Source organism: Kordiimonas sp. (genome assembly GCF_048260245.1).
In the GTDB taxonomy this organism is placed as follows: Bacteria; Pseudomonadota; Alphaproteobacteria; order Sphingomonadales; family Kordiimonadaceae; genus Kordiimonas.
On record NZ_JBLXGZ010000015.1, the window covers coordinates 21,161 to 39,297 of the forward strand.

The window sequence follows — 18,137 nt, forward strand, 5'->3', positions numbered from 1 at the left end:
GAGATATCGTGAAACAACTCGAAACCGCCTTTATTACCGGTGCTGCGTCGGGCATTGGTCGTGCGCTTGCTCTTGCTTTGGCGGAGAAGGGTACTGCACTTTACCTGACCGACATTGATGCTGACGCTCTGGCCGAAACCGGTGCGGAGGTCAGGAAGCATCAGGCCAATGTCCATCTGCAGGTTCTTGATGTCGCAGACCGGGCCGCCGTGGAAGCGGCGGCAGGCGATGCTGTCGCCAAGCTTGGTCCCATGGATGCCGTGTTCAACAATGCCGGGGTGTCGATGTCTGATACGGTGAGCCAGATGGGCTATGCCGACCTTGAGTGGCTGATGAACATCAACTTCTACGGCGTTGTATATGGCACCAAAGCCTTCCTGCCGGATATGCTGGCGCGCGGGCGTGGGCATATCGTCAATGTCTCCAGCTTGTTTGGACTTATCGGCGTTGGCAGTCAGTCGGCTTACTGTGCAGCCAAGCACGCCGTGAAAGGCTTTAACGAGTCACTTTACTATGAGCTTGAGGGCACGGGCGTTCAGGTACACAGCGTACATCCGGGCGGTGTGGATACCAATATCGTCGCGAACGGCAAACACCTTCATAATGTGGACGGTGATACCAGTGCCGATAAGGCGCAAGACGGCTTCAAAGACATGATAAAAACCTCGGCCGAAGGGGCGGCGAAAACCATTCTGGATGGTGTGAGGAAGGGTCAGTACCGCATTTTGGTTGGCACTGACGCCCGTCGCATAGACCGCCTGCAGCGCTGGATGCCCAACAGGTGGCGCCAGTTGTTTTCAAAGGCCATGGCGGACAGGCGGGGCAAAAGCCCCTTCTGACCAGCGTATGGACCACGAGGCAGGGCGGAATTTTCACGCAAAAATTATGCGTCCTCCGAAATCCCTTATCGAATATTTATGGCTGACAGGCGACCCTCTCGAACCACTGCTTGAGAGGAGTTTATCATGGCACCCGCATCCCCCAAAACCAGCACGAAAAAATTCCACGACGAGAGCGTCCCGCAGACATCAGGCGGCGAGACGCACCAGAAGGCTTCAGAAGACAGCAATATCATGACCACGCAGCAGGGTGTGCCTGTCAGCGACGATCAAAATTCACTCAAGGCGGGCTCGCGCGGGCCAACCCTGATGGAAGATATTGTCATGCGTGAAAAGATTTTTCATTTCGACCATGAACGTATCCCCGAGCGGGTTGTTCATGCGCGCGGCTACGGCGCTCACGGCTATTTTGAAACCTACGAGAATCTGTCAGACCTGACATGCGCAGACATTTTTCAGCGCAAGGGCGAGAAGACGCCGGCGTTTGTACGATTTTCGACCGTAGCGGGTAGCAAAGGCTCGGTGGACCTTGCACGCGACGTACGCGGTTTTGCGGTCAAGCTCTACACCAAGGAAGGCAACTGGGATATCGTTGGCAACAACATCCCGGTTTTTTTCATTCAGGATGCGATGAAGTTCCCCGACCTCATTCATTCGGTTAAACCCGAGCCTGACCGGGGTTTCCCACAGGCGCAGTCCGCGCATGACAATTTCTGGGACTTTATCTCGCTGATGCCGGAAAGCATGCACATGGTCATGTGGGCAATGTCTGATCGTGCCATTCCGCGCTCTTTCCGCTTTATGGAGGGTTTTGGTGTCCATACTTTCCGCCTGGTGAATGCGGACGGAAAGTCGACTTTCGTGAAATTTCACTGGAAGCCGAAACAGGGGTTACAGTCAGTGGTGTGGAACGAGGCGGTGAAGATTAATGGTGCCGACCCTGACTTTCACCGCAAGGACCTATGGGAAAGCATCGAGGCAGGTGACTATCCAGAATGGGAGCTTGGCCTGCAGGTGTTCGACGAAGAGTTCGCCGAAAAATTCGATTTTGATGTGCTCGACGCTACCAAGTTGATCCCCGAGGAGGAGGTGCCGGTTCGCCCGGTAGGCAGGCTGGTCCTGGACCGCAATGTGGACAATTTCTTTGCCGAAACGGAACAGGTCGCCTTCTGTACCCAAAATATCGTGCCCGGCGTCGATTTCAGCAATGATCCTTTGCTGCAGGGCCGGAATTTTTCCTACCTTGATACGCAGATCAAGCGGTTGGGCAGCCCGAATTTCACCCATATTCCGATCAATGCACCCAAGTGCCCGTTTGCACATTTTCAGCAGGATGGTCACATGGCCATGCACAACCCTAAGGGACGGGTGAATTATGAGCCAAACTCGTGGGGCGACGATGCCGGCCCGCGCGAGACAGATAAGGGCTTTAAAAGTTACCGTGAAGAACTGAATGCACCCAAGGTGCGCGAGCGGTCCGAAAGTTTTGCAGATCATTATTCGCAGGCGCGTCAGTTCTACATCAGCCAAACCGAGACGGAACAAGGCCATATCGCAGATGCAATTGTCTTTGAGCTGAGTATGGTGAAACGGCAAGACATCCGAGTGCGTGTTGTCTCGCATCTTCTAAACATTGATGAAGGCCTCGCCAAAGACGTGGCTGGCGGTCTTGGCATCAAGAAGATACCGAAAGCCGCCGACGCCGCCAAACCGACAAGGACAGATCTGAAGCCATCCCCTGCGCTTGGCCTGCTAAAAAATGCGCCGGACAGCTTCAAGGGTCGTAAGCTTGGTGTTCTTGTTGCGGAAGGTGCGCCTGCAACCCTTGTGGAGACGCTGAAGAAACAGGTGGAAGACGCAGGTGCCAATTTCGCGGTTATTGCGCCGGTCCCCGGCGAGGTCGCGCTTGACGGCGGTAGTATTACGGCGGACTTCAAAGTGGATGGCGGGCCTTCAGTGTTGTTTGATGCCGTGGCTGTGGTGTTGTCGGATGAAGGCGCAGCAAAACTGGCCAAACATCCTGCCGCGCGGGATTTTGTCGCCGACGCCTTTGCCCATTGCAAATTTATCGGCTTTACGGAAGCTAGTAAGCCGCTTTTTGAGAAAGCCGGTGTCGCCAACGACAAGGATGAGGGCTTCGTCAAGCTGAGTAGCGACAAAGACGCTAAAGGTTTTGTGAAATCTTGCGCCAAACTTCGCTTTTGGGCGCGCGAGAAAAAACTACCATAACCGTATGCGTTGGTGGACGAAGGTAAGCAGTGGTGCAGCACCGGGGTGGTGCTGCACCTGCACCACACTGAGACAATTTTACGCCTTGTAACCTTTCTGGGGTTCCCCATCTTTGGAGCAGATTTTTAAATGTTGCGCCCTAGGGTGCGATGAAGAACATGTATCGGGAGACGATAATGCGTACACTTCACAAACACTATATTGGCGGTGAATGGGTGGAGGCGAGCGCCTTCAAGCTGCATGACGTCACTAACCCGGCGACCGGGCAGAAGTCAGGTGAAATGGTTCTGGGCACCGAAGCCGATGTTGACCGTGCGGTGGCTGCTGCTGCCAAGGCGTTTGAGACATTTCAGTTTTCCAGCCGGGAAGATCGTCTTGAAATGCTCGAGAATATCCTCACTGAATACAAGAAGCGATTGGACGATCTGGCAGAAGCCGTTACGCTGGAAATGGGCGCGCCTAAATCCCTCGCGCAGAAGGCCCATGTGCCAGCGGGCATCGGGCACCTGTCAGAGGCGATTAAGGCTTTGAAATCTTATGAGTTTTTTGAAGATCGCGGCCCAACCCATATCGTAAAGGAACCTATCGGGGTGGTAGGCATGATCACGCCGTGGAACTGGCCTATCAACCAGATTTCCTGCAAGGTTGCGCCTGCGATTGCGACGGGCTGCACCATGGTGCTCAAGCCCAGCGAAGTTGCGCCCTATAGCGCGCAGATCTTCACCGAAATCATGCATGCGGCCGGCGTGCCTGCAGGTATCTATAACCTTGTGTACGGTGAAGGTCAGGTTGTGGGTGAAGCACTTTCCGGGCATGAGAATATTGATATGATGTCGGTGACCGGTTCTGTGCGGATGGGTGCCGCTGTTCAGGCGAACGGTGCCAAGACGATCAAGCGTGTTGTGCAGGAATTGGGCGGAAAGTCCGCCAATATCGTGCTCGACGACGCCAACCTTGAAGAGGTGGTCTCCCGCGACACCGTCGCGGTGATGCGCAACACAGGTCAGACCTGTACCGCGCTGACCCGTATGCTGGTGCCGCATTCCCGCATGGACGAGGCCGCAGCGATTGCAGCACAAGCGGCGTCGACCGTGGTGCCGGGGGACCCCACCAAGGATGAGACCACCATGGGGCCGATTGCGCATGGTGAGCAGTTCAAGAAAGTCGGTGAGATGATCCAGACGGGTATCGGCGAAGGCGCACGGGTTGTCGCGGGCGGCGCGGGCTTCCCTGACGGCTGCCCGGAAGGCGGTTATTATGTCAAACCAACGGTTTTTGCTGACGTGAAACCCGAGATGGCGATCGCACGGGAGGAAATTTTTGGTCCGGTACTGTCGATCATTGGGTATGAGGACGAAGACGATGCTGTGCGTATTGCCAATGACAGTGTGTTTGGCCTCTCTGGCGCGGTACAGTCGAAGGACCACGCGCGGGCGCAAAGGATTGCGGCACGGATGCGGACCGGCATGGTCTATATCAACGGGGCGGCGGGGGACCTGTCGGCACCATTTGGTGGTTACAAACAATCCGGCAACGGGCGTGAATGGGGCGACCATGCCTTTGCAGATTTCCTCGAAGTCAAGTCCATCCTTGGCCACAATCAGGGCATCGGTTAAGCGCTGGCGCGACCAAAGAAAACCTATAGAGAAAGCGTCCCCTGGGGCGCTTTTTCTTTTGTAACGGTCGAAGGCTGTGGTCGGCCCAGCAATCGGGGTTCAGTTGAGGGTAGCAAGGGTGCGAGCACACAAGCTGGTCAGTAAAATTCACAAATAGATTGCGCTTTTGATTGGGGTGTCAGGTTTCGGGTTGCTGTATTTCCGCTGCCGCCGACGTGACTTTGGTCTCAAGCCGAAGCCCGGCAAGAAGAGGCTGTTTGCCTAGCGTGTTAATGTCGGTCTAGCGCGTTTCAGGCATGGGCAGGTGTTCCGGCCCGTTCAATTTTTCCATGAAATGCTTACGGCATAGCGCGATGTAGCGGTCATTGCCGCCAATCTCGATGGATGCGCCTTCCTTCACCGCGCGGCCCTCGCCGTCGATGCGCAGGTTCATGGTCGCCTTTGAGCCGCATTTGCAGATCGTCTTTAGCTCAAGTATCTCGTCTGCCAATGCCAGAAGCCACTTGCTGCCCACAAAAAGGTTGGCCTGAAAATCAGTCCTCAAGCCATAACACAGTACTGGAATTTTAAGCGAATCGGCCACGGATGCCAGCTGAAAAACATGTTCTTTGGTGAGGAATTGTGCTTCATCAACAAGGATGCAGTGAATGGGGCGGGATTTGAGTGCATCAGCAATCTTGACAAAAAGGTCAATATTCGCGTCGAATACATAAGCGCCTGCCTTGAGGCCAATGCGGGAGGCGATGACGGACTCTCCAAAGCGGTCGTCAATCGAGGCGGTGAACAACATTGTGTTCATGCCACGCTCCTGATAGTTGAAACTGGATTGCAGGAGCGTGGTGGTTTTGCCCGCATTCATCGCGGAATAATAAAAATACAGTTTGGCCATTGGGTATCTGTCTTATGTTAATTGCCCGAACGATGGGATAAGCTTTGCGCGAGATTAGGCAGTAACGCCATCATGGGCAAGCATTTGAGGGAGGAAAAAATGCGCGGCCTTACTTTCGCAATTTCATGCTTGCTGACGTTGTGTGTAACGCTGGTGCCCACGCCTGAGGCCTCTGCTGATGCGCAGCGCGCCCTCAAGGCACGTACGGCCGGTGATGCGCTTGCTTGGTCAGCAAAAAATGGTCGCCTGCGGCCAGTAATGGAAAGTTTTCCCAAGGGCGGAGATATTCACAATCACCTCTCAGGCGCGATTTATGCCGAAACATGGCTGGACTGGGCGGCCGAGGACGGCCTGTGCGCCGATATGAGCGTGCCCGCCATTCGTGCCCTCAAAGGTGATACATGCGCCGCAAGCGGCTGGATCACAGCGCGGGAAGCCCGCGACAACAAGGATCACCGCCGCGAGATAATCAATTCATTGTCGAACCGGTCATATGTGCCGACGCTCAACTGGTCCGGTCATGACGACTTCTTTGTCACCTTTGACCGTAAGGCAGCGTCACCCAAACGTTTTGGTGACGAGCTTGCGATGGTGGCGCGCCGGGCAGGGCAGCAGAATATCCTTTACCTTGAACTCATGGAAACCACCATTCTGGGTGAACTGTTTCCGCTGGTGAGTGATGTGAAGTTTTCCGGCGATCTGGACAAGGATTACAAGGCCCTGATGGGTGGCGCATTTGGCGCTGCCATGCCTGACCTTGTGGCCAGTGCCCGCAGGCAGGTCAAAACGGCGTTTGAGAAGAAAGACAAAATTCTTGGCTGCGGGACTGCGCAGGCAGATCCGGGTTGTGATGTGGAAATTCGCCTCTTGCATCAGGTGGTGCGCGAGTTTGAACCCGCCCTTGTCTATGCTCAGTTTATCCTTGGCTGGCAGATGATGGCGGATGATCCACGGGTGGTGGGCGCCAACCTTGTCGCGCCGGAGGACGGTTATATTGCGCTGCGTGATTATACATTGCATATGCGCATGATTGACCATCTTTACCAAAACCTTGGTCCGCGCAACATATCGCTGCACGCCGGTGAACTCACAATCGGCCTCGTGCGTCCGCGCCAGCTAGAATTTCACATTCGGGAAGCTATCGAGATCGGCCACGCCAAGCGTATTGGCCACGGCATTGACATTGTATATGAAGACAATATGGAAAGCCTGATTGAACGCATGATACGCGACGACATCATGGTCGAGATCAACCTCACCAGTAACGAGACGATCCTTGGTGTTTCCGGCCCTGATCATCCCATTGTGCTGTACCGCGATATGCTCGTACCTTATGCGCTTTCAACCGATGACGAGGGTGTTTCACGTATTGATCTCACGCATGAGTATATGCGCTTTTATCAGGACTATGACGTGCCTTATTTTGAACTCAGGCACGCCTCGCGCAACTCGCTTAGCTATAGCTTTTTACCTGGCGGCAGCCTTTGGGACAATGCCGGGTGTGCCAATGATGCTGAAGAAGGGCGCGCAGCGGGGCAAGCTTGTCAGGACTTCCTGAAGGGAAGCGAAAAAGCACGCCTGCAATGGAAGCTTGAAGAGCGCTTCCGGACCTTTGAAGACAATCTGAAAATACCGGTGCGCAAACGCACTTCGTTTAAATAAGCTTGTGGGAGCAAGCCAAACCACGCCGCAATCCACCAAGGGGAGCTGCGCTGGCGAGAATATGGGAAATTAGGGGACAGTATGGCTGATAATAACAACACGGGCGCGCTTGGCGGCGTCGCTGCACCATCGTCGCAATTTTCGGCAGATCTGAATGCCGGGGTGGCGTTCTTTCTGGACGTTACCGTCAATATGTTCGTACTCGCCAGCGTACTGATGGGGGCATTTAACTTCCCGGCAGAACATATTTTTGGCCGCATTATCCCCGGCGCGATTGTCGGTATTATCTTCGGTAACCTTGTCTTTTCGTGGCTGACAAAAAAAACGGTGAAAGAAACCGGCAACCCGGCGCTGACCAGTATTCCGTTGGGCATGGATTTGCCGACGCTCTTTGGCATGTGCTTCTTTATTATTGGCCCAACCTACGCAGGCAATGTTGAGGCGCTTGGTGTTGAAGCCGCAGCTGACAAGGCATGGATTCTGGGCATGGCCGCAACAATCTGGATGGCGGCCATCAAGTTTGGTCTGTCGTATTTTGGCCGTGCAATGCAACAGCAGTTACCGCAGATGGCGCTTGTGGGTGCCATGGCCGGTGTCGCGACTGTCTGGTTGGGGGCTGAGGCCATTTACGGCATTTTTGCGCTGCCGGAAGTGGGCATCGTCTCACTCGTGATCATGGCTTTTGCGCTGATCGCGGGACACCGCCTGCCGTTTAATATGCCAGGTTCAATTCTTGCGATTGTTGCGGGGACGGTTCTTTATTACATCCTGGCTTTTGCAGGTGCCGGTGAAGACTATGTGGTGAATGTGGCAGTTGATTTCCGCCCTGTGTTGCCGCTGCCGACCCTGGCTGGTTATAGCAATGTATTGGGTGATGTTACCAATTATCTGGGCATCATTCTTCCGTTCGCATTACTCATTGCCGCAAGCGCGGTCAATGTGGTGGCGGGCGCCCGCATCACAGGGGACAATTTTGATGCAGGCAAGGTGGTCCGGCTTGACGCGGCTGCCACGGCCGTGAGCGCTCTCTTTGGCGGTGTGGTGCAAACCACGCCGTATTTTGGCCATGCCACATACAAACGCATGGGCGCACGCACAGGCTATGCGCTAGGCGCGACAGCCGTGGTTACAGTGATTGGCTTTCTGGGTATAATCGAGGTCGCAGCGCAATTGATCCCCGAAGGGGTGTTGAAGCCTATTCTGGTCGTTGTGGCGAGCGATATCCTTCGTCTGGCGTTCACAGGCGGTGACGCGCGCCATGCCCCGGCGCTGCTGTTCGCAACTGTGCCGGCTATCCTGAATTATGCGCACACAAAAGTGTCAGACTTGTACGGTAAGGTCGCCCACCTGACCGATGGTGTTCTTGGTGTGGACTGGATGGCGGGTTATATGCTTCTGGGTGCAATGGCACGGGGTTATATTCTGACCAGCCTGATCTGGGGCGCCATGGTGGTCTGGATCATTGATCGCAAGATGGTTCGGGCGGCGCTGGCGGCTTTTGCCGCCGCAGTTTGCACCGAATTTGGTATAATCCATTCGGTAATGCCGACCTCGGAGATGTATCTGCCGTGGGCGATCCCAAGCCTTGGCGGCGCCGAGATATTGGCGCACCGCTTGGCTGCAGGCTATCTGATCGCCGGGCTGTTGTTATATGCTGCCGGTTTCATCAAAAATGAGAAACCAGCGGTAACCAGTTCTTGACCTTTGGGTCAGGAACTGGCTTTTAGGCACGAGTTTATCAATACCGGGACGGAACATGACTTCTGTGAACACGCCCGAAGCGGGCATCAATAAAGGCACGGGCTTTCAGGCTGACTGGCTGGATGGTATCCGTGTCAATAAAAGCGCTGTTGAGCGTCGCACCGGCACATTGGGTGGCCGCCGCGCCGTCAAGAAAGACGCGCAAATTGCCTATATGCTGAAAGCGGTAAGCTGTATCGACCTCACCACCCTCGCAGGTGACGATACGCCGGGCAGGGTGCGTCGGCTGTGCCAGAAAGCAATGAGCCCGGTGCGGCGCGATATTCTCGACGCCTTTGGTATGGGCGATATGGGCCTGACCACAGGTGCCGTGTGTGTGTATCATGCCATGGTTGAGGATGCTGCCAGGGTGCTGGGCAACTCGGGCGTGCCGATTGCTGCTGTCTCCACCGGCTTCCCGGCCGGCCTCGCGCCCATGGAAACCCGGCTTGATGAAATCCGACGCTCGGTTGAGGCTGGTGCGCGCGAGATTGATATCGTCATCACCCGCGCTAACGTGCTTACCGGCAACTGGGAAGCGCTCTACGCGGAAGTGAAAGCGTTCAAGGCCGCGTGTGGCCCGGCGCTGATGAAAACCATTCTGGCAACCGGCGAACACGGTAACCTCACCCAGGTAGCCAAGGCGTCCATGGTGGCAATGATGGCAGGCTCCGACTTCATCAAAACCTCGACCGGCATGGAAGGCGTGAACGCCACGCTGCCGGTCAGCCTTGTGATGCTGCGTCAGATCCGTGATTATCAGGACCGCACCGGCATCAAGGTTGGTTATAAGCCCGCAGGCGGGATCAAAACGGCAAAAGATGCGGTGACCTACCTCACACTGGTGAAAGAAGAAGTTGGCCGTGACTGGCTCGACCCGAAGCTGTTTCGCTTTGGTGCGTCAAGCCTTCTCGGTGACCTAGAGCGCCAGCTTGAATATCACGCCTTTGGCGGCTACTCGGCGGGTTACCGCCATCCAATGGGCTAAGGGAGGCAAGGATGACTGTGAAAGAAAGTTTTGAAAGCATGGACTATGTCCCAGCCGCCGAAAGCCGCAAAAATGTCGATGAATGGCTCAAGGCTAACGATGCCAGCTTTGGCCTGTTCATTGATGGCGAGTGGGTGAAGCCAAAGGGTGCAAAAACATTTGCAACATATAGCCCGGCGACGGGCGAAAAGCTGGCAGATATCACAGCCGCAGGGCAGGACGAGGTTGATGCCGCGGTCGCCGCCGCGCGTAAGGCGCAAGGCCGCTGGGCGCTGCTGGGGGGGCATGGCCGTGCGCGTTATCTCTATGCGCTTGCACGTCTTGTGCAGAAACACAGCCGTGTTCTGGCGGTGCTGGAAAGCCTTGATAACGGCAAGCCGATCCGGGAAAGCCGAGATATTGATATCCCGCTTGTGGCGCGGCATTTTTATCATCACGCGGGTTGGGCACAGCTCATGGATGAAGAGTTCCCGCACCATGAGCCGCTGGGTGTAGCGGGGCAGGTGATCCCTTGGAATTTCCCGCTTCTCATGCTGGCATGGAAAGTGGCGCCGGCGCTTGCCGCAGGCAATACTGTTGTGATGAAACCTGCCGAGTTTACCTCGCTTACCGCACTCAAATTCGCGGAACTGTGTGTGGAGGCAGGCCTGCCCAAGGGTGTGGTAAACATTGTCACGGGTGAGGGCGACACCGGCGCGATGGTAGTGAACGCGGATGTGGACAAGGTTGCTTTCACCGGCTCTACCGAGGTTGGCAAGATCATCCGGCGTTCTATCGCGGGTTCGGGGAAAAAGTTGACGCTGGAGCTTGGCGGCAAGTCGCCCTTCATCGTGTTTGAAGATGCCGATATCGATAGCGCAGTAGAAGGGCTAGTGGACGCCATCTGGTTTAACCAGGGACAGGTCTGCTGTGCGGGCTCTCGCCTTCTGGTGCAGGAAGGTATGGCTGACCGCTTCATGGAAAAATTGAAGCGCCGCATGTCACACCTGAGGATTGGCCATAGTCTGGATAAATGCATCGATATTGGTGCGCTTGTCGACAAGGAGCAGAAGGACCGGATCGAAGCCTTGATCAAGCAGGGCGAAAGCGACGGCGCGGTCATCTGGCAGGCAGAATGCCAGATGCCGGAGGAAGGCGTCTTTTATCCGCCAACGCTCGTGACCGGCGTGGGCACTGACAATATTCTCTATAGAGAAGAAGTCTTTGGCCCGGTGTTGACCGCCATCACCTTCCGCACGCAGGCGGAGGCGGTGGGCCTCGCCAACAACACACGCTACGGCCTTGCCGCGACCATCTGGTCGGAAAGTCTTTCGCGCGCGCTTGAGGTGGCACCGGCACTCAAGGCTGGGGTGGTTTGGATCAACGGCACCAATATGCTTGATGCGGCTGTTGGCTTTGGCGGCTACCGAGAAAGCGGCTTCGGCCGCGAGGGCGGGCGCGAAGGCATGCTGGCCTATATGCGGCCCAAATACGAAGCTGCGCTCAAGGACTGGGCACCGCTAGCGAAACCCGAAAATGTGACCATCCCGAAGGCCGGCTCCGGTATGCCGGGCCTTGACCGCACCGCCAAAATGTATATCGGCGGTAAACAGGCGCGGCCTGATGGCGGTGACAGTACAGCGGTTGCAGACAAAAAGGGCAACTTCAAGGGGCTCGTCGGTGCGGGCAATTATAAGGATATCCGCAACGCGGTTGAAGCAGCAAACAAGGCGGCAGGCTGGGCGGGAACAAGCACCCATTTGCGGGCGCAGATCCTTTACTATATTGCAGAGAACCTCAGCTACCGTGCGGACGAGTTCACCGAACGCCTGATGGATCTGACGGGTGCAACCGAGAAAGCCGCAATGGCAGAGGTGGACCTGTCAGTCAAACGCTTGTTTACAGCGGCCGCGATGGCGGACAAACACGACGGTGCGGTGCATAGCCCACCAATGCGTGGAGTGGCACTTGCGATGAACGAAGCTGTTGGCACGCTGGGCATCGTATGCCCGGATGAAGCGCCGCTGCTGGCATTTGTGACCCTGACGGCTTTTGCCGTTGCCGCGGGCAATACCTCGGTCATCATCCCATCAGAGCGCTACCCGCTTCTGGCGACGGATTTCTACCAGATACTGGAAACATCAGATATGCCGGGCGGTGTAGTGAATATCGTGACTGGCAGCAGGGACGAAATGGCAATGCCGCTGGCTAAACACTACGGCGTGGACGGTCTGTGGTACTTCGGCTCCCGCGAGGGCTCAAAAGCCATCGAGGAAGCGTCGGCGGATAACATGAAGCGCGTGTGGTTGAACTACGGCAAGGCCTATGACTTCACGAGCGGCGAGCAAATGTCCGCGCGCGGCCTGATGGACCGCGCGTCAGAGGTCAAGAACATCTGGGTGCCATATGGCGACGCTAACGAGGGCGGCAAAAGCTACTGATATCGGCCAGCAGCTTTTGCACACCCCTTGGGGGTTAGAAGGTTGTTGAGATGGAGAAGCTGATCTGGCTTGGGGCTGCTTGCTGCAGAAGGCTGGAGCCCGCAGCGGCCCAGTACCGTTTACCTGTGATGTTCTGGCCGTATATGTTGAGCACATGCTGCCGACCCCAGAGCTCAACCGCGTAGCTGGCACCCAGATCAAATGTGGTGTAGCCCGGTACGAATGCCTGATTGAGGGCATTGATCGCTCGTTCGCCCATTCGGAAAATGCCGGCTGATATACTGAGGCCGTCAATCCACGGCGTGCGGTATTTAATAAAGGCGCTACCGGAGAATTTAGCCGTGTTTTCGATCTGTTTGCCGACAACTGCCGGGTCACCAGAGCTTTGTTCCGCCTCCAGCACGGAAGCAGTAACAGCGACTGAGAGGTTCGGTGTCATTTCACCCGTGGCGCTGAATTCCATCCCTTTATAAACCGCGTCGCCATCCTGCACATAATAGTTGTCGCTGTTGATGTAGGACGATGGGCGGGTGATATGGAAATAGGCTGCTGTTACCAGGAAACCTGGCATGGGCTCTACCTTGATGCCGATTTCTTTCTGCTTGCTGAGCGCCGCCGGCAGCACCTCACCGGCGTTGTTGGTGATTTGCTGCGCGATACCGCCAGCTTCAATGCCTTCGATATAGTTGGCATAGATGTTCAGCCAGTCCTTGGGCTTGACCATAAGGCCATAGGACCAGGTATCAGGGGTGAGTTTATAGTTCTCTGATGATCCGCTTTCACGGTAGTCGGCCTTGCGGTAGCCGATGGTCGCTTGCAGCCAGTCGCCAATACTGGCCTTCTCGAAAATATAAAGGCCCTTGTCTTTTACCCGCGAGGTGCTGGCAATTATGCGGTCGGGCGTCGGCAGCGGTGCGACGGTGATGGGGTCATACAGGTTCTGGCTGAAGGCATAGCGGGTTGCAGCCGGAATATTGGCATTGCGTTCCGTATAGGAAGCGCCGACCAGAATTTCGTGATCGATCAGCCCTGTGCTGAAGCTGGCTGACAGGTCGGATTTATAGACGGTGTTGCGGTAATCGTTGCCGCTTGTCATTGCAAGGCTTAGCGTGCCGTCGCCGGTCTCAAGGTCGTACCCATAAAAAGAAGAATATCGTCTCTCGCGCTCAAGGTAGGATTGCCCGGCGGCGAAGGAGGCCTTCAGATGGTTTGAGATGACATACTCAGCCCGTGCGAGCAGGTTGCTTTGGTGGCCCTTGCCTTGCAGCCATTCCGCACCGAGGTTCTTCGATGGGTCTTGCAGGTCGGGAATGGAAAGGCCGCCCACCAGTACATAATATTCAGTCGGTTCTGTGATGGTTTTATAGATATATTCGCCGTCCAGAAGCAGGGTGAAGCTGTCTGTCGGTTGCCAGTCCAGCGCACCGGATACATAGTGACGCTTCCCGCTCGTGCGGTCGACCCCGTTTTCAAGCGATGTTGTGCCCGCGTTTAGCCGAACACCCAGCGAAGCAAAGCGCTGGCTTGTATCAAGGTTGACGCCATAACTGCCGTGGGCGGTGCCGTGCAGCTCAATCGTCGTGGATTGTTTTTTGCTTGCGCGTTCCGAGACCAGATTGACCACGCCCGACGGTGTTGCAAAACCATAATACAGCCCGGCGGCGCCCTTCAGTACTTCTACACGGTCTTTGCTTTCGATCGGCTGGTCAATAAAGTTGATAATCGGCAAGACACCGTTCCAGCGGTAGTTGGTGACATTGTCCACCGGTATGCCGCGGATGGCGAGGTTGCTATAGATGACACTTGTGATCTGGGCCTGCGTGACACCCGGTGTGTTTCTGACCGCGTCGATGACCGAGCGGGCTTGCTGCGCGTCCAGTAATTCCTTCGTCATGACGGCGATGGTCAGCGGTGTATCACGCTGCGATGAATCCTGAAACGTGCCCGCCTGAATATAGTCGGCGCTCAGGCTTTCTTCGCGGTCTGCGGTGACAGTGATGGTTTCAATGGTTTTTTGGTCCGCTGCGGTTGTGTCCTCGCCGTGTGCCGCATAGGCCGGGGTGACCGCGATCATTGCGGATGATAACAAGAGCAGCGCTTTTGCTCTGGCTAATAGCGTTGTAGGAGTGTTGATGGTTGATGAAATGGGCATGACGAATCTCACATACAGCTGAATATATTAATAATGATAATCAATCGCAAATCAGATAGCAGTGAAACCTGGTCATGGCAACCCGCTTGATGAAGGGCAGGGATATGCTGGTGACTTTGCAGTCGGGGAGGATCGGCTGAAATTTCAGGACGGCCAGCCGGTGCCGACCGGCACGCTGGCGGTTATGACAGGATGTGGGCGCACGCCATGAAGCGATGAGGCGAGCGCGTGATGACAAAGCCCGGCAGACGAGCCAGGCTTTGTTTTATTAATAGCTGTAATTGGCACCTGCCTTGGAAAAGGCGGGTGTTCAAGAAAGTCCGGCTCGGTGCTTGTGTCCGGCGGTTTAAAGCACTTCTTCCACAAAGGCGCGGAGGAGTTTCTCGAGGTTCACGGCTGCGATGGCGCCGTATTCCATGGTTTCGTGGTGTGTCAGTTCAGCCTGCATGCCGGCGGCCAGATTGGTGATGGAGCTGATGCCGATCACCTTCATACCACAGTGTTTGGCCACAAGGCATTCCGGCACGGTGGACATGCCGACGGCATCGGCCCCCCACACTTTAAAGGCGCGGATTTCAGCGGGTGTTTCGAAGTTCGGCCCTTTGGCCATCAGATAGACGCCGTCGTGCAGGTCGATATTCAGGCTTTTGGCGCACTTGTGCAGCTTTCTGGTCAGCTTCTTATCCCACGCTTCGGTCACATCAGGGAAGCGCACACCGAAGCGGTCATCGTTAACGCCGACCAGCGGGTTGATGCCCGAGAAGTTGATATGATCGGTAATGGCCATCAGGCTGCCGGGGCCAACATCAGCGCGCAGGCTGCCTGCTGCGTTCGTAAGCAGTAGTGTTTGCACGCCCAGCGCCCACAGCACGCGGGTAGAAAATGCCAGTTTCTCTTCCGCATGCCCTTCATAGGCGTGTGCACGGCCCTGCATGCAGATGACAGGTTTGCCGGAGAGTTTGCCGATGAGCATACGGCCTGCGTGGCCCTCAACCGTTGGCTCTGGGAAGCCGGGCAGGTCTGTGTAGGAGTAGACAGTGGCGTCATCCAGCGCGTCGGCGAGGCTGTTCAGCCCGCTGCCTAGCACCATGGCCAGCTTGGGTATCTCGCCCTTTGTGCGCTCGCGAATGAAGGCTGCGCACTCCTGAACCTTTTCAAAGCTCATGGTTTGTTTCCTGCTTAGATTTCGATTTCGGGAAGGTCGAGGCCCTTGTGGGTCTTGATCTCTTCACGTGACATGTCCGACAGCTCATGCGGGAACACCAGCCAGTCGTCTGTTTCGTGGCAGTAAAAATCAGGCTCGAGCTGGGTCACGTTGCGTTTCGGCTTATAGAAACACGTGGCGATCTTGATGATCTCAGGTGTGTTGCGGCGGCATTTGGCGCGCAGGTGGTTGACGATAGCGTCGATCGAGCGGCCGCTGTCGAACACATCATCAACAATCAACAGGCTGTCTTCAGCGTTGATATTGTTGATGATATATTCAAGGCCGTGAACTTTGACCTCTTTTTGCTGCTGCATGCCGATGTAGGATGAGGTGCGGATGGCGATATGGTCCGTATGGACGCCGTAGTAGTCCAGAATTTCCTGAACGGCGATACCGGTTGGCGTGCCGCCGCGCCAGACGCCGACGATAAATTTAGGCCGGAATCCGCTTTGCAGCACCTTGATGCCGAGGTCAAACGAATCGTCGAGCAGTTCCTGTGCAGTCACATATTTTTTCGTAACGCTCATAATATCCTCTAGGCCCCTTTGGTTCCAAACAGCCGGTCACCCGCGTCACCTAGCCCCGGCACGATATAGGCTTTTTCATTCAGCCTCTCGTCAATGGCGCCAGTGACTACCGGCACGTCCGGATGCGCCTCGGTGAAGGTCTTGATACCCTCAGGTGCCGCCAGCAGGCAAACAAAACGCACATCGGTCGCACCAGCATCCTTGATTTCCTGTACAGCACGGACGGCGGAATGGCCGGTGGCAAGCATCGGGTCAAGCACGACATTCAGCCGGTCATGCAGGTCTGCAGGTACTTTAAAGAAATATTTGGTTGGTTGAAGTGTTTCTTCATCCCGTGCCAGGCCTATCTGTCCAACCCGAGCCGACGGCACGAGGTCCAGCATGGGCCCAAGCAAACCGTCGCCAGCGCGCAGGACCGAGATAAACGTCAGTTTTTTACCCGCCAGCACGGGGGCTTCCATCGGGCACACCGGTGTTTCGATCTGGATTTTGCCAAGGGGCAGGTCGCGTAGCGCCTCATAGCCCAAAAACAGGCCGATTTCGCGCAAAAGCTTTCTGAACTCTGCCGTGCTCGCTTCCTTGCGGCGCATCAACGTCAGCTTGTGCTGTACCAGCGGGTGGTCCACCACGGTTACATTCTGGGTCATTTCGTGACTCCGTCAGCTTGGAGAAATGTCCATTTCATAGGGCGCTCCCGCGCAAATGTCGACCGAATCTTGACCAAATCGTCAAAAATGGTTGACCCGCCCCGTGCGCTCTGGTTCCCTTGCGCGCGTCCACAATATCGAGGCATATATACAGACGCAATTTTCGTCTGAACTTTATGCTGCTCTGGAGTGACAATAGAATGACTATCTTGCGGGGGACATCTGTGCTCAAGAAACTGGCTCTGGCTGTGATAGCGGCCGCCTTTGGTGCGACCATGAGTTTTGCTGCCGATATCAAGCCTGTGCTACTCTATGATATTGGCGGCAAGTTCGATAAGTCCTTCAACGAAGCGGCGCACGTGGGGGCCGAGAGGTTTTCCGCAGAAACCGGGGTGACTTACCGCGATTTTGAGCCGTCGAGCGAGACCCAGTACGAGCAGGCGCTCAAGCGTTTTGCTCGTCGGAAAGCCGATGTGATCGTTGCGGTTGGCGTCGGATATTCTGTGGCTGTGCGTAATGTGGCAAGCCAGTTCCCGGACGTGAAGTTCACAGTGATTGATGCGATCATCGATCTGCCTAATGTGCAATCTATAACCTTCAGGGAAAACGAAGGGTCGTTCCTTGTGGGCATGATTGCGGCGATGAAAACCGAATCGAGCACGGTTGGTTTTATTGGCGGCATGGATATTCCGCTCATCCGCCGGTTTGAACATGGCTATCAGCAGGGCATTAATTATGTGCGGGATGACATCAAGCTGATTGAAAACTATGTCGGCACCACGCCCAGCGCTTGGAACGACCCGATTAAAGCGTCTGAGATGGCGCGCAGCCAATATGCACGTGGTGTGGATATCATTTTCTCTGCTGCGGGCCCATCGGGTCTGGGGGTCATTCAGGCAGCCAAGGATACGGGCAATCTGTCGATCGGCGTTGACAGCAACCAGAACCATGTCGCGCCGGGCTTTGTGCTTACCAGCATGCTCAAGCGGGTGGACCTCGCGGTATACATGGCGATGAAAGAGGCAAGCGACGGCTCATGGCAGGCCGGGCACCGGGTAATGGGGCTTGAGGAAGGCGGCGTTGATTATGCAATGGATGAGCATAATAAAAATATGCTCACCGACGCCATGAAGGCAGCGCTTGAAGAGGCGCGTCAGAAAATTATTAGTGGTGAGATTGTGGTCGGCGACGTGGCTGGCAGCAACTCAGGCCACTAGAAAC

Annotated in this window: 14 protein-coding genes; 9 read left to right on the plus strand and 5 right to left on the minus strand. The window is 55.7% G+C overall.

What is annotated here, in order from left to right:
• The first annotated feature begins 8 nt into the window (after positions 1-8).
• From ACN0VM_RS09620 to ACN0VM_RS09630, 3 genes are all read left to right on the plus strand, one after another.
• Complete coding sequence (locus ACN0VM_RS09620) at positions 9-839, plus strand: SDR family NAD(P)-dependent oxidoreductase (protein WP_417450662.1); 831 nt, start codon at positions 9-11, stop codon at positions 837-839.
• A gap of 126 nt (positions 840-965) precedes the next feature.
• Positions 966-3,068 carry a catalase gene (locus tag ACN0VM_RS09625; RefSeq protein ID WP_417450663.1) on the plus strand — a complete coding sequence of 701 codons (2,103 nt, stop codon included), beginning with the start codon at positions 966-968 and terminating at the stop codon, positions 3,066-3,068.
• 176 nt (positions 3,069-3,244) lie between these two features.
• Positions 3,245-4,684, plus strand: a complete 1,440-nt coding sequence (locus tag ACN0VM_RS09630; RefSeq protein WP_417450664.1) for an aldehyde dehydrogenase family protein — start codon at positions 3,245-3,247, stop codon at positions 4,682-4,684.
• Positions 4,685-4,964: 280 nt separating this feature from the next.
• Here ACN0VM_RS09630 and ACN0VM_RS09635 read toward each other — a convergent pair whose 3' ends face one another.
• A complete protein-coding gene (locus ACN0VM_RS09635; protein ID WP_417450665.1) occupies positions 4,965-5,573 on the minus strand; it encodes a thymidine kinase in 609 nt (202 codons plus the stop codon).
• 99 nt (positions 5,574-5,672) lie between these two features.
• Here ACN0VM_RS09635 and ACN0VM_RS09640 point away from each other — a divergent pair, with 99 nt between their 5' ends.
• The 4 genes from ACN0VM_RS09640 to ACN0VM_RS09655 all read left to right on the plus strand — a co-directional run bounded on the left by ACN0VM_RS09640 (position 5,673) and on the right by ACN0VM_RS09655 (position 12,383).
• Positions 5,673-7,235: an adenosine deaminase gene (locus ACN0VM_RS09640; protein ID WP_417450666.1), complete on the plus strand. Its 1,563-nt coding sequence runs from the start codon at positions 5,673-5,675 to the stop codon at positions 7,233-7,235.
• A gap of 81 nt (positions 7,236-7,316) precedes the next feature.
• Positions 7,317-8,936, plus strand: a complete 1,620-nt coding sequence (locus tag ACN0VM_RS09645; RefSeq protein ID WP_417450667.1) for a hypothetical protein — start codon at positions 7,317-7,319, stop codon at positions 8,934-8,936.
• A gap of 55 nt (positions 8,937-8,991) precedes the next feature.
• Complete coding sequence (deoC, locus tag ACN0VM_RS09650) at positions 8,992-9,963, plus strand: deoxyribose-phosphate aldolase (RefSeq protein ID WP_417450668.1); 972 nt, start codon at positions 8,992-8,994, stop codon at positions 9,961-9,963.
• An 11-nt stretch (positions 9,964-9,974) separates the two neighbouring features.
• Positions 9,975-12,383 carry an aldehyde dehydrogenase family protein gene (locus ACN0VM_RS09655; RefSeq protein WP_417450669.1) on the plus strand — a complete coding sequence of 803 codons (2,409 nt, stop codon included), beginning with the start codon at positions 9,975-9,977 and terminating at the stop codon, positions 12,381-12,383.
• Between the two features lie 34 nt (positions 12,384-12,417).
• Here ACN0VM_RS09655 and ACN0VM_RS09660 read toward each other — a convergent pair whose 3' ends face one another.
• Positions 12,418-14,535: a TonB-dependent siderophore receptor gene (locus tag ACN0VM_RS09660; protein WP_417450670.1), complete on the minus strand. Its 2,118-nt coding sequence runs from the start codon at positions 14,533-14,535 to the stop codon at positions 12,418-12,420.
• 61 nt (positions 14,536-14,596) lie between these two features.
• Between ACN0VM_RS09660 and ACN0VM_RS09665 the strand changes: the two genes are divergently transcribed.
• Positions 14,597-14,746 carry a hypothetical protein gene (locus tag ACN0VM_RS09665; RefSeq protein WP_417450671.1) on the plus strand — a complete coding sequence of 50 codons (150 nt, stop codon included), beginning with the start codon at positions 14,597-14,599 and terminating at the stop codon, positions 14,744-14,746.
• Positions 14,747-14,881: 135 nt separating this feature from the next.
• On the opposite strand, the gene ACN0VM_RS09670 is transcribed toward ACN0VM_RS09665, so the two are convergent.
• Genes ACN0VM_RS09670 through upp form a run of 3 tightly spaced genes read right to left on the minus strand, consistent with a single transcriptional unit; the run spans position 14,882 to position 16,916 of the window.
• Positions 14,882-15,700, minus strand: coding sequence for a purine-nucleoside phosphorylase (locus tag ACN0VM_RS09670; RefSeq protein ID WP_417450672.1), 819 nt, complete (start codon positions 15,698-15,700; stop codon positions 14,882-14,884).
• A 14-nt stretch (positions 15,701-15,714) separates the two neighbouring features.
• Positions 15,715-16,269, minus strand: a complete 555-nt coding sequence (locus tag ACN0VM_RS09675; protein ID WP_417450673.1) for a phosphoribosyltransferase — start codon at positions 16,267-16,269, stop codon at positions 15,715-15,717.
• Positions 16,270-16,277: 8 nt separating this feature from the next.
• A complete protein-coding gene (gene upp, locus ACN0VM_RS09680) occupies positions 16,278-16,916 on the minus strand; it encodes a uracil phosphoribosyltransferase (RefSeq protein WP_417450674.1) in 639 nt (212 codons plus the stop codon).
• 224 nt (positions 16,917-17,140) lie between these two features.
• Here upp and ACN0VM_RS09685 point away from each other — a divergent pair, with 224 nt between their 5' ends.
• Positions 17,141-18,133, plus strand: coding sequence for a BMP family lipoprotein (locus ACN0VM_RS09685; protein ID WP_417450675.1), 993 nt, complete (start codon positions 17,141-17,143; stop codon positions 18,131-18,133).
• The last annotated feature ends 4 nt before the right edge of the window (positions 18,134-18,137 follow it).